Annotated in this window: 16 protein-coding genes; 6 read left to right on the top strand and 10 right to left on the bottom strand. The window is 63.1% G+C overall.

Annotated elements, in window-relative coordinates; translation table 11 throughout:
* The 6 genes from VJS90_RS15280 to VJS90_RS15255 all read left to right on the top strand — a co-directional run.
* A partial coding sequence (locus tag VJS90_RS15280) for a metallopeptidase TldD-related protein (RefSeq protein ID WP_324122482.1) occupies positions 1-362 on the top strand: 362 nt, incomplete at its 5' end.
* 129 nt (positions 363-491) lie between these two features.
* Positions 492-893 carry a FagA protein gene (locus tag VJS90_RS15275; protein WP_324122481.1) on the top strand — a complete coding sequence of 134 codons (402 nt, stop codon included), beginning with the start codon at positions 492-494 and terminating at the stop codon, positions 891-893.
* A complete protein-coding gene (locus VJS90_RS15270; RefSeq protein WP_324122480.1) occupies positions 886-2,262 on the top strand; it encodes a class II fumarate hydratase in 1,377 nt (458 codons plus the stop codon). Before VJS90_RS15275 ends, VJS90_RS15270 begins: the two co-directional genes overlap by 8 nt.
* A gap of 39 nt (positions 2,263-2,301) precedes the next feature.
* The gene (locus VJS90_RS15265; RefSeq protein ID WP_324122479.1) at positions 2,302-2,763 is read left to right on the top strand and encodes a hypothetical protein; all 462 of its coding nucleotides are present in this window, start codon (positions 2,302-2,304) and stop codon (positions 2,761-2,763) included.
* 1 nt (position 2,764) lies between these two features.
* Positions 2,765-3,376, top strand: a complete 612-nt coding sequence (locus VJS90_RS15260; RefSeq protein WP_324122478.1) for a superoxide dismutase — start codon at positions 2,765-2,767, stop codon at positions 3,374-3,376.
* A gap of 11 nt (positions 3,377-3,387) precedes the next feature.
* Positions 3,388-4,281 (top strand): ZIP family metal transporter, encoded by an 894-nt coding sequence (locus VJS90_RS15255; RefSeq protein WP_324122484.1) that lies wholly within the window; start codon positions 3,388-3,390, stop codon positions 4,279-4,281.
* Between the two features lie 114 nt (positions 4,282-4,395).
* Here VJS90_RS15255 and VJS90_RS15250 read toward each other — a convergent pair whose 3' ends face one another.
* From VJS90_RS15250 to VJS90_RS15205, 10 genes are all read right to left on the bottom strand, one after another.
* Positions 4,396-4,668 (bottom strand): HPr family phosphocarrier protein, encoded by a 273-nt coding sequence (locus VJS90_RS15250; protein ID WP_324122477.1) that lies wholly within the window; start codon positions 4,666-4,668, stop codon positions 4,396-4,398.
* A gap of 19 nt (positions 4,669-4,687) precedes the next feature.
* Complete coding sequence (gene rapZ, locus VJS90_RS15245; RefSeq protein ID WP_324122476.1) at positions 4,688-5,542, bottom strand: RNase adapter RapZ; 855 nt, start codon at positions 5,540-5,542, stop codon at positions 4,688-4,690.
* A 2-nt stretch (positions 5,543-5,544) separates the two neighbouring features.
* On the bottom strand, positions 5,545-6,009 hold the full coding sequence (gene ptsN / locus VJS90_RS15240) for a PTS IIA-like nitrogen regulatory protein PtsN (protein ID WP_324122475.1): 465 nt from the start codon (positions 6,007-6,009) through the stop codon (positions 5,545-5,547).
* Between the two features lie 12 nt (positions 6,010-6,021).
* The gene (gene hpf / locus VJS90_RS15235; RefSeq protein ID WP_324122474.1) at positions 6,022-6,330 is read right to left on the bottom strand and encodes a ribosome hibernation-promoting factor, HPF/YfiA family; all 309 of its coding nucleotides are present in this window, start codon (positions 6,328-6,330) and stop codon (positions 6,022-6,024) included.
* 77 nt (positions 6,331-6,407) lie between these two features.
* Positions 6,408-7,916, bottom strand: a complete 1,509-nt coding sequence (locus VJS90_RS15230) for an RNA polymerase factor sigma-54 (protein WP_324122473.1) — start codon at positions 7,914-7,916, stop codon at positions 6,408-6,410.
* 171 nt (positions 7,917-8,087) lie between these two features.
* Complete coding sequence (gene lptB, locus VJS90_RS15225) at positions 8,088-8,813, bottom strand: LPS export ABC transporter ATP-binding protein (protein WP_324122472.1); 726 nt, start codon at positions 8,811-8,813, stop codon at positions 8,088-8,090.
* Positions 8,814-9,338, bottom strand: coding sequence for a lipopolysaccharide transport periplasmic protein LptA (gene lptA / locus VJS90_RS15220; RefSeq protein ID WP_158459422.1), 525 nt, complete (start codon positions 9,336-9,338; stop codon positions 8,814-8,816).
* On the bottom strand, positions 9,325-9,897 hold the full coding sequence (gene lptC / locus VJS90_RS15215; RefSeq protein WP_324122471.1) for an LPS export ABC transporter periplasmic protein LptC: 573 nt from the start codon (positions 9,895-9,897) through the stop codon (positions 9,325-9,327). Before lptC ends, lptA begins: the two co-directional genes overlap by 14 nt.
* A gap of 8 nt (positions 9,898-9,905) precedes the next feature.
* Entirely contained in the window at positions 9,906-10,445 is a 540-nt protein-coding gene (locus tag VJS90_RS15210) for an HAD family hydrolase (RefSeq protein WP_324122470.1), read from the bottom strand.
* Positions 10,445-11,419, bottom strand: a complete 975-nt coding sequence (locus VJS90_RS15205; protein ID WP_324122469.1) for a KpsF/GutQ family sugar-phosphate isomerase — start codon at positions 11,417-11,419, stop codon at positions 10,445-10,447. Before VJS90_RS15205 ends, VJS90_RS15210 begins: the two co-directional genes overlap by 1 nt.
* Positions 11,420-11,600 lie beyond the last annotated feature (181 nt).

Genomic DNA, 11,600 nt, shown 5'->3' with positions numbered 1-11,600 from the left:
CCTACTCGGGCCGCAAGCTGGGCCTGCCCAGCACCGCCAATGCCGGTGGCGTGCATAACCTGTTCGTCACTCACGGCGACGAGGACCAGGCAGCCCTGATCCGCCGCATGGGCCGCGGGCTGCTGGTCACCGAGCTGATGGGGCATGGCCTGAACATGGTGACGGGTGACTATTCCCGTGGCGCGGCAGGCTACTGGGTCGAGAACGGCGAGATCCAGCATGCCGTGCAGGAGGTGACGATCGCCGGCAATATGAAAGACATGTTCCAGCAGATCGTGGCGATCGGCAGCGATCTCGAAACACGAAGCAATATCCACACCGGCTCGGTCCTGATCGAAAGGATGACCGTGGCGGGGAGCTGATCGCGCAGGCGCTGCCCTGGCGTGTGAAACCGACCCGGCCCCTGTGCCGGGTTTTTTGTTGTGCGGTTTCTGCTTGAAGTGATTCCGTTTATCACTTAATAATGAATATCATTATCCCGCCACTCAGCGATGATGTTCATGAAACCCGTCCTCCAAGAGTTGCCCTACCTGGAAAACTGGCGCTGGCTGAGCCGGCGTATTCGTTGCGCCCTGGAGCCCGACGAGCCGCGCCTGATCGAGCATTACCTGGCCGAAGGCCGCTACCTGGTGTGCTGCACCGAGACCTCGGCCTGGACCGTGGCCATGACGTCCTTCCGCCTGCTGCTCGATACCGCCTGCGACCGCATGCTGCCCTGGCACTGGCGCTGCCAGTGCCTCGACCAGGCCTGGCGCCCGTTGCTGCAGCTGCGCAACCTCGACCGCCGCGAACAGAACCAGCGCTGGCAGCCCTTCGCCTTGCAGTTGGCGAACTGCGTGCTGCTGCCTTCGATTTCTCCTGAAGAACTGATGCAAGGACCAGATGATGAGTGATACCCGTATCGAGCGTGACAGCATGGGTGAATTGCAGGTGCCGGCCCAGGCCCTGTACGGCGCCCAGACCCAGCGCGCGGTCAACAACTTTCCGATCAGCCAGCAGCGCATGCCCGCGCAGTTCATCCGTGCGCTGCTGCTGGCCAAGGCGGCGGCGGCCAAGGCCAACGTCGAGCTCGAGCAACTGACGGCCGGGCAGGGCGATGCGATCGTCAAGGCCGTGGAGCAACTGCTGGCCGGGGACTACATGCAGCACTTCCCGGTGGACGTCTTCCAGACCGGTTCAGGCACCAGCTCGAACATGAACGCCAACGAGGTGATCGCGACCCTCGCCAGCCGTGTGCTGGGTGACAACGTGAATCCCAACGACCACGTCAACTGCGGGCAGAGCAGCAACGACATCATCCCCACCACCATCCACGTCAGCGCTGCGCTTGCCCTGCACGAGCAATTGCTGCCGGCGCTGCGCCACCTGGTCCAGGTCATCGAGACCAAGGCCGTGGAGGTGCACCCGTTCATCAAGACCGGCCGGACCCATCTGATGGATGCCATGCCCGTGCGCATGAGCCAGGTGCTGGAGGGCTGGGCAGCGCAGGTCAAAGGTGCCCTGAGTCATCTGGAAGCCACCTTGCCGAGCCTGCAGGCCCTGGCCCAGGGCGGTACCGCGGTTGGCACCGGGATCAACGCCCACCCGCAGTTCGCGGCAGGTTTCGCCCGTCAGCTCAGCGCTCTGATCCGGGTCGACTTCGCGCCCGGTCACAACCTGTTCGCCCTGATCGGCTCGCAGGACACCGCCGTGGCGTTGTCCGGCCAGCTCAAGACCACGGCCGTGGCCCTGATGAAAATCGCCAATGACCTGCGCTGGATGAATTCCGGTCCCTTGGCGGGCCTGGGAGAGATCGAGCTCGAAGGGCTTCAGCCAGGCTCCTCGATCATGCCGGGCAAGGTCAACCCGGTGATTCCGGAGGCCACCGCCATGGTCGCGGCGCAGGTCATCGGCAACGACGCCACCATCGCCATCGCCGGGCAGTCGGGCAACTTCGAACTGAACGTGATGCTGCCGATCATTGCGCACAACCTGCTCGGCAGCATCGAGCTGATGGCCAACGCCAGCCGCCTGCTGGCCGACAAGGCGATCGCCAGCTTCAAGGTCAACGAGCCCAAGCTCAAGGAAGCGCTGTCACGCAACCCGATCCTCGTCACTGCGCTCAACCCGATCATCGGCTACCTGAAGGCCGCCGAAATCGCCAAGACCGCCTACAAGCAAGGGCGCCCGGTGATCGACGTGGCGCTGGAGCACACCGAGTTGTCGCGCAGCCAGCTCGAAGTGCTGCTCGATCCTGAAAAACTCACCGCTGGCGGTATCTGAACACCCAACCAATAGCGCATCGCGCTAGAGAGGTACGTCATGCAGCACTGGAAACGCACCACCGAAGTCGCCAACAGCCTGTTCGACCGGGGGGAACTGGTCGACGCCCGCGAGCATTACCTGCAGGCGCTGGCCCTGGCCCAGGTGCTGTTCGAGCGCTGGCATGACGTCGACGAGGCGGTGGCGGCCTTTGTCATCGCCCACCACAACCTGGCCGATCTCCACCTGCGCCTGAACCAGCCCCATGAAAGCGCGGACTATCTTTGCGCCGCGCACCAGCGCCTGCTGCAGGCCAGCCAGGACATGCGCCTGCCGCAGCCGCTGCGGGATGCGGCCCTGCGGCACAGCACCAAGACCTACACCGAACTGCTCAATTTCATTGGCGAGTACGGACAGTACCCGCGCACCGAGCGCCTGCTCGAGCGGCACGCCCCGCAGACCGGCGCCATGACCGCTCAACCTGATGTTGAACCTCGCAACCACGCCTACGGAATCCATTGATATGCCACATACGTTGCCTGCATTGCCCTACGCCTACGATGCGCTGGAACCGCACATCGATACCCAGACCATGGAAATCCACCACACCAAGCACCACCAGACCTACATCAACAACCTCAATGCCGCGATCGAAGGCACCGAGTGGGCCGAGTGGCCGATCGAGAAGCTGGTGGCCAGCGTCAAGCAGCTGCCGGAGAAGATCCAGGGCGCGGTGGTCAACCAGGGCGGCGGGCATGCCAACCACAGCCTGTTCTGGAAGGTCATGTCGCCTAAAGGTGGTGGTCAGCCCCAAGGTCAGGTCGCCAAGGCCATCGACGAGCAGCTGGGCGGCTTCGATGCCTTCAAGGAAGCCTTCACCAAGGCCGCGTTGAGCCGTTTCGGCAGCGGCTGGGCGTGGCTCAGCGTGACACCTGCGAAGACCGTGGTGGTCGAGAGCAGCGGCAACCAGGATAGCCCCCTGATGAACGGCAATACGCCGATCCTTGGCCTAGACGTCTGGGAGCACGCGTACTACCTGAAGTACCAGAACCGCCGTCCGGAATACATCGGCGCCTTCTACAACGTCATCGACTGGTCAGAGGTCGAACGCCGTTATGTAGAAGCCTTGGCGTGAGTCGTTCCGGCATGCGCTCGGAGGTGATGTCCGTCAGTAGCGTGCGCCTGTTCCGACTGGCGCTGGGCACGTTGCTGTTGTTGGTCGGTACGGCGCTGCTGGTGGTTCGCGGCATTTCCTGGCTGGACCTCGAGCCGCGCATGCTGCGCGCGCTCGAGGGCGGCGCGCTGTGTGCCCTGGGCACGGCGCTGGGAGCGGTGCCGGTACTGGTGATCCGCAACATGCCGGTGGCCGTCGCCGATACCTTGCTGGGCTTCGGCGCCGGGGTGATGCTGGCGGCCACCGCGTTCTCGCTGATCATTCCGGGTCTCGACGCGGCCCAGTCCATCGGTTTCAGCCCGTGGGGCGCCGGTGGGCTGATCAGCTTCGGGCTGATGTTTGGCGCCCTCTGCCTGTTTCTCGTCGACCTCAAGGTGTCCGGCGCTTCGCCCGAGGCGCTGGTGGGCACGGGCGAGCAGCCGGTGATCGCGGCGCGCATCTGGCTGTTCGTGATCGCCATCATCGCGCACAACATCCCCGAAGGCATGGCGATTGGCGTGTCGGCCGGGGGCGGCATGCCCGACGCCGACAGCCTGGCCATGGGCATTGCGCTGCAGGATGTGCCGGAGGGGTTGGTGATCGCGCTGGTGTTGGCAGGGGCGGGGATGTCGCGCTTCAGGGCCTTCCTGATCGGTGCCGCCTCTGGCCTGGTCGAACCGCTGGCCGCGGTGATCTGCGCGTGGCTGGTCAACGTCGCGGAGCTGCTGTTGCCGCTAGGCCTGGCCTGCGCGGCGGGCGCGATGCTGCTGGTCGTGACCCAGGAGATCATCCCGGAATCACGCAGCAACGGGCATCACCGGTTGGCGAGCCTTGGGCTGTGCATCGGCTTCTGCCTGATGATGGTGATGGACACTGCGATGTCGTGAGGCGAGGCTCCAGCTGGACACATTCATCCTGCGGGAACCTCTTAGGGGTCATCGCCGTTTCTGTGGGAGCGGCCTTGTGCCGCTCCCACAAATGATCGCAGTCAGGGAGTAGGGCTACTCCCCCTCGTCAAACCTGTTGTTGATCAGCTCGATCAACGCCATCAGCGCATCATCATCCTGCTCGCCTTCGGTCTGCAGGTGCACCTGGGTGCCTTTGCCCGCGGCAAGCATCATCACGGCCATGATGCTCTTCCCGTCGACCAGCTTGTCGGGCGCGCGGCCGACTTTCACCTGGCAGGGGAAACGCCCGGCCACGCCGACGAACTTTGCCGCCGCCCGGGCGTGCAGCCCCAGCTTGTTGATGATGGTGATTTCGCGGGCGGGCATCGTGGGGCGGTCCTGTTGGCTAGAGGTCGCGGTGGCGGACCTGGACGTTTTTCAAGGATTGCTGCAGCAGCTGGCCCAGGCGCTCGGTCAGGTAGACCGAACGATGGTGCCCGCCGGTGCAGCCAATGGCGATGGTGACATAGGCTCGATTGCTCGCGGCAAAGCGCGGCAGCCACTTGAGCAGGTAGCTCGAGATGTCCTGGTACATGTCCTCGACGTCCGGCTGGGCGGCCAGGTAGTCGATCACCGGTTGCTCCAGCCCGGAATGGTCGCGCAGTTCAGGCTTCCAGTACGGGTTGGGCAGGCAGCGGACATCAAACACCACGTCGGCGTCCACGGGCATGCCCCGTTTGAACCCGAACGATTCGACCAGGAAGGCCGTGCCCGGCTCGGGCTGGTTCAGCAAGCGCAGCTTGATCGAGTCACGCAGCTGGTAGAGGTTCAGGTTGGTCGTGTCGATCTTGAGGTCGGCAAGATCGGCGATGGGGCCGAGCAACTCGCTCTCAACCTTGATCGCCTCGGCCAGCGAGCGGTTGGCGTTGGTCAGCGGATGCCGGCGGCGAGTTTCGGAAAACCGCTTGAGCAGCACGTCTTCGTCGGCGTCCAGGTACAGGACGTCGCACTGGATATGCCGGTTGCGGGCATCCTCGAGCAACTCGGGAAAACGCGTGAGGTGGCTGGGGAGGTTGCGTGCATCGATGGATACGGCAACCTTGGGCTGCTGGAGCTCTGTGTTGATCAATGCGTTCTCGGCCAACTGCGGCAGCAACCCGGCGGGCAGGTTGTCGATGCAGTAGTAGCCATTGTCCTCCAGCACCGCAAGGGCGGTGCTCTTGCCGGAGCCAGACCGGCCGCTGACGATGATCAGGCGCATGTTCAGTGCTCGTTCTGTGCGTCCAGGACAACCTGGTACAAGGCCTCGCTGCTGGTCGCGGCTCGCAGGCGCTCGCGCACCTCCTTGCGATCAAGCATGCTGGCTATCTGGCGCAGCAGTTCCAGGTGAGCATCGGTGGCGGCTTCGGGGACCAGCAACACGAACAGCAGGTCCACTGGAGCACCGTCGATGGCGTCGTAGTCGATCGGCGCCTCGAGGTGCAGCAGGGCACTGACCGGCGTTGAGCAGCCCTTGAGGCGGCAGTGTGGAATGGCGATGCCATTGCCAAAACCTGTCGAGCCGAGTTTCTCCCGGGCAAACAGGCTTTCGAAAACGTCTTGCATGTCGAGGTCAGGCACTTCCCGGTCGATCAGGGTGGCGATTTCCTGGAGCACGCGCTTTTTACTGCCGCCCGGCACGTTCACGAGGGAACGGCCAGGGGTCAGGATGGATTCAAGTCGGATCATGGATGGGCGGGATCAGCGAGCAGCTGCACCTTGCAGCAGGCTTTGCTGTTTTTCCTTGTGTTTTTTCAGTTGGCGGTCGAGCTTGTCGGTCAGGGCGTCAATCGCTGCATACATGTCTTCGTGCTCGGCATTGGCTACCACTTCGCCGCCGGGAATCTGCAAGGTCGCTTCGACCTTCTGTTGCAGCTTCTCGACCTTCATGATGACCGTCACGTTGGTGATCTTGTCGAAGTGACCCTCCAGCCGGTTCAGCTTCTGTTCGACGTAATCGCGCAGGGGAGCGGTGACTTCCACATGGTGTCCACTGATGTTGACTTGCATACAGCTTCTCCTTTGTTGCCCGTGCATAAGAGGCAGGTGTTGCACCTGCCACTGAACTGCGGTGGCACTTCCAGGGGCTACATCAGTCGCTTGCGTTCGCTCGACGGTGCGATGCCGAGAGACTCGCGGTATTTGGCGACGGTGCGACGGGCTACCTGGATGCCCTGTGCCTCCAGTAAACCAGCGATCTTGCTGTCACTCAATGGCTTTTTCTGATTTTCGGCGGCAACCAGTTTCTTGATGATCGCGCGGATCGCCGTGGACGAGCATTCACCGCCCTCGGAGGTGCTCACGTGGCTGGAGAAAAAGTATTTCAGCTCGTAGATGCCACGCGGTGTGTGCATGTACTTTTGCGTGGTCACCCGCGAAATGGTCGACTCGTGCATGCCCACCGCCTCGGCGATGTCATGCAGCACCAGTGGCTTCATCGCCTCGTCGCCATGGTCGAGGAAGCCCCGCTGGTGCTCGACGATCTGGGTCGCAACCTTCATCAGGGTTTCGTTGCGGCTTTGCAGGCTCTTGATGAACCAGCGTGCTTCCTGCAGCTGATTGCGCATGAAAGTGTTGTCGGCGCTGGTGTCGGCGCGGCGCACGAAACCTGCGTACTGCGGGTTGACGCGAAGGCGCGGCACGGCCTCCTGGTTCAGTTCCACCAGCCAGCGCTCGCTGTCCTTGCGCACGATCACGTCGGGCACAACGTACTCAGGCTCGCTCGACTCGATCTGCGACCCTGGTCGCGGGTTGAGGCTTTGCACCAGCTCGATGACCTGGCGCAGCTCGTCTTCCTTGAGCTTCATGCGGCGTAGCAGCTGGCTGTAGTCGCGGCTGCCGAGCAGGTCGATGAATTCGCTGACCAGCCGCTGCGCCTCCGCCATCCAGCGGGTCTTGGCAGGCAGCTGGCGCAGTTGCAGGAGCAGGCATTCGCTCAGGGTGCGCGCACCGATGCCGGCGGGTTCGAACTGCTGGATACGGCGCAGCACCGCCTCGACCTCGTCGAGCTCGATGTCCAGCTCGGGGTCGAAGGAGGCGCAGACCTCCTCGAGGGATTCTTCCAGGTAGCCCTGGGGATTGATGCAATCGATCAGCGTGACCGCGATCAGCCGGTCGGTGTCGGACATCGGCGCCAGGTTCAACTGCCAGAGCAGGTGGCTCTGCAGGCTTTCGCCGGCCGAGGTGCGGGTGGTGAAGTCCCACTCGTCATCGTCGTTGCCGGGCAGGCTGCTGGCGCTGGTCTGGTAGATGTCTTCCCAGGCGGTATCGACGGGAAGGTCGTTGGGAATACGCTCGCCCCATTCGCCTTCCTCGAGGTTTTCGACGGTAGGCGCGCTTTCCTGGAAGCTGGTCTCCTGGAAGCTGCTTTCCTGTGCTTCGGCGGCCGGCTTGCTTTCGGCGCTGTCGGCCATGGGGTCGCTGTTGTCGAAATCCTCGCCGTCTTCCTGGCGTTCGAGCATCGGATTGGATTCCAGCGCTTCCTGGATTTCCTGCTGAAGGTCCAGGGTCGAGAGCTGGAGCAGACGGATGGCCTGTTGCAACTGCGGGGTCATCGTCAGTTGCTGGCCCATTTTTAGGACGAGCGATGGTTTCATGGCAGGGGCTTAACACCTTATTCGCCGGCGCACATGCGCCATCCACTACACTGCGGCGCCGAGGCGCCAGTTTTAAGCAAATTATATGCCTGAAAGTGGAGCGTTTGCCTAGAGCACTGCAACAATTAAAGCCCCGAACGATACAGGCTGGCAGTGCTCGAACCTGGCGGCCTAGAGCCGGAACTCGTGGCCCAGGTAGACCTCCTTGACCAGGTCATTGGCCAGGATGGTCTCGGCGTCGCCCTCGGCAATCAGCTGACCATCATTGACGATATAGGCAGTTTCGCAAATATCCAGCGTCTCACGCACGTTGTGGTCGGTGATCAGTACACCGATGCCCTTGGCCTTGAGGTGGTGGATGATCTGCTTGATGTCGCCGACCGAAATCGGATCGACACCGGCAAAGGGTTCGTCGAGCAGGATGAACTTGGGAGCGGTCGCCAGGGCACGGGCGATCTCGACACGGCGGCGCTCACCACCGGACAGGCTCATGCCCAGGTTGTCGCGGATATGGCTGATGTGGAACTCCTGAAGCAGGCTCTCCAGCTCCTTGCGCCGGCCTTCGCGATCAATGTCCTTGCGGGTCTCGAGGATCGCCATGATGTTGTCGGCGACCGACAGCTTGCGAAAGATCGAGGCTTCCTGCGGCAGGTAGCCGATGCCTGCCTTGGCGCGCCCGTGCATCGGCTGGTGACTGACGTCCAGGTCGTCGATCAGCACGCGGCCCTGGTCAGCCTGCACCAGGCCGACGATCATGTAGAAGCAGGTGGTCTTGCCGGCGCCGTTGGGGCCGAGCAGGCCGACGATCTGGCCGCTGTCGATCGACAGGCTGACGTCGCGCACGACTTGCCGGCTCTTGTAGCTCTTGGCCAGGTGCTGGGCTTTGAGGGTCGCCATTTACTCGGCCTTCTTCTTCGGCTGGATCACCATGTCGATACGCTGGCGCGGCGTGGTCACGTTGCCGCCACGGCCGGCGGTCGCCACCTGGGTCTGGGTGTTGTAGACGATTTTCTCGCCTTCGGTGGTGTTGCCCTCGTTCTCGACCTTGGCGCGGTCGGTGAGGATCACCAGCTCTTTCTGCGACTGATACTGGATGGTGACAGCCCAGCCTTTCATCTTGTCCGGCTTGGCAGCGCTTTGCTGCTGCTCGAAGTAGGCAAGGTTGCCCACCGAGGTCACCACGTCGATGTCACCGTTGGCCGCCCGGGTGAGGGTCACGGTGTTGCCGGTGATCTTCATCGACCCCTGGGTGATGATGACGTCGCCCGTGTAAGTGGCCACGCCCTGCTTGTCGTCCAGGTGCGCGTTGTCGGCCTGGATGCGGATTGGCTGATCACGGTCGGTTGGCAGGGCCCAGGCGCTCGCGCTTCCCAGTGCTGCGCTCAGGCTGAGCAAAAAAGGGAGGGTTTTAACGAGCCTCATACTGTCCTCTTACGTTGGACAGCAGGTCCATCCTGCCGTCTTTCAGGTACGCTTTCATTCCATTGCCCGTAGTCGTGCCACCGGCGCCGTCGATTCTAACGGCTTGCTCGGTTTGCGCATATTGCTTCTGCGGGAATACGGTCATGCGGGAGCTGGTGATGATCATCTCGCGCTGTTTTTCGTCGATGCGGGCAACCCGCACCGCATCGATCAGCTCGACCTCGGTGCCATCGGGATTGACCTCGGCACGCTTGCTCTGCACGTGCCAGGGGAATTGCGTGCCGCGATACAGGTGCAGGTCGGGCGTGGTCAGCAGGGTGACTTCGCTGGCCTTGAGGTGCTCGACCTTGTCGGCGGTCATCTCGTACTGCAGCTTGCCGTCCGGCATGAACTGCACGGTATGGGCATTGAGCGCATAGTAGTCGATCGCGCTCTCGTCCACCTGCGCGACCGGCTTGTCGAGGAAGCTTTCAGGGCTGATGTTCCAGTAGCCGACCGCTACCAGCAAGGCGGTTATCACGCTGAACAGCGCGATGGTGCGGATTTTCTTGCTGAACATGAATGGCTCTACAGGTAATTGGCATTGGCGGCGTCCAGGTTGCCCTGGGCCTGCAGGATCAGCTCGCAGAATTCGCGCGCGGCACCTTCGCCGCCGCGCGACAGCGTAACACCGTGGGCATGCTGGCGTACGAAGGGCGCGGCATTGGCCACGGCCATGCCCAGGCCTACCCGGCGAATCACCGGCAGGTCCGGCAGGTCGTCACCCAGGTAGGCGACCTGCTCATAGCTTAGATCGAGTTCGGCAAGAAGCCCGTCAAGCACCACCAGTTTGTCCTCGCGGCCCTGGAACAGGTGGGGGATGCCGAGGTTCCTGGCGCGGCGCTCCACCACCGGGGTCTTGCGCCCGCTGATGATCGCCGTGGTAACGCCCGTGGCCATGAGCATCTTGATGCCTTGGCCGTCCAGGGTGTTGAAAGTCTTGAACTCGCTGCCGTCCTCGAGGAAGTACAGGCGGCCATCGGTCAGCACGCCATCGACATCGAAGACCGCCAGCTTGATCGCCTTGGCGCGTTGCATCAGTTCGTCGTTCGTCACATCGCTGTTCATCACATTACTCCGGCGCGCAGCAGGTCGTGCATGTTCAGGGCGCCGACCGGGTGGTCGGCCTTGTCGACCACGACCAGCGCGCCGATCTTGTGGTCTTCCATTATCTTCAGCGCCTCGGCGGCGAGCATGTCGGGGCGGGCGGTCTTGCCGTGGACCGTCATGACATCGTCGATGAGGGTGGTGTGCACATCGATGTTGCGGTCCAGGCTACGGCGCAGGTCGCCATCGGTGAAGATCCCGGCCAGCCGCCCGTCGGCTTCTGCGACCACGGTCATGCCCAGACCTTTGCGAGACATTTCAAGCAGCGCGTCCTTGAGCAGTGTGCCGCGTTGCACCTGGGGCAGCTCGGCGCCCGAATGCATCACGTTCTCGACCTTGAGCAGCAAGCGGCGGCCCAGGGCGCCACCGGGGTGCGAGAAGGCAAAGTCCTCGGCGGTGAAGCCGCGGGCCTCGAGCAAGGCGATCGCCAGGGCGTCGCCGAGCACCAGGGCCGCGGTGGTCGAGGAGGTGGGGGCGAGGTTCAGCGGGCAGGCTTCATGCTCGACCCGGGCATCCAGGTTGGCCTCGGCGGCCAGCGCCAGTGGCGAAGCCGGGTTGCCGGTCAGGCTGATCAGCTTGATGCCCAGGCGCTTGATCAGCGGCAACAGGGTGATGATTTCCGCGGTGTTCCCGGAATTCGACAGCGCCAGGATCACGTCGTCACGGGTGATCATGCCCATGTCGCCGTGGCTCGCCTCGGCCGGATGCACGAAGAACGCCGGGGTGCCGGTGCTGGCCAGGGTGGCCGCGATCTTGTTGCCGATGTGCCCCGACTTGCCCATGCCGACCACGACGACCCGCCCGGTGCTGGCCAGGATCAGTTCGCACGCCTTGACGAAGCTGGCGTCGATGCGGGCCTTGAGGCCTTCGACGGCTTCGAGTTCCAGTCGCAGGGTGCGCTGGGCGGATTGGATCAGCTCGCTGGATTGGCTCATGTCGAGAAAAGTATTGCCTGCTGAAAAGTGGCCGATTATAGCGACAATGTGAGAAACCCTCACCTTGTCATTGTCATACGTGAGTCGCCGGTGGCTGTCGCCGCGCCGAACGAGTGCGGTGACGGCCTTGGGGCGCACCTCTCTCGGGTGCTATAGTTCGCCGCTGTCCGGCCCGCTCGGG

The sequence above is a fragment of the Pseudomonas sp. genome, from assembly GCF_035277045.1.
Taxonomy (GTDB): Bacteria; Pseudomonadota; Gammaproteobacteria; order Pseudomonadales; family Pseudomonadaceae; genus Aquipseudomonas.
Note: the sequence above shows the minus strand (reverse complement) of the source record. Positions and strands in the feature narration are given on the sequence as shown.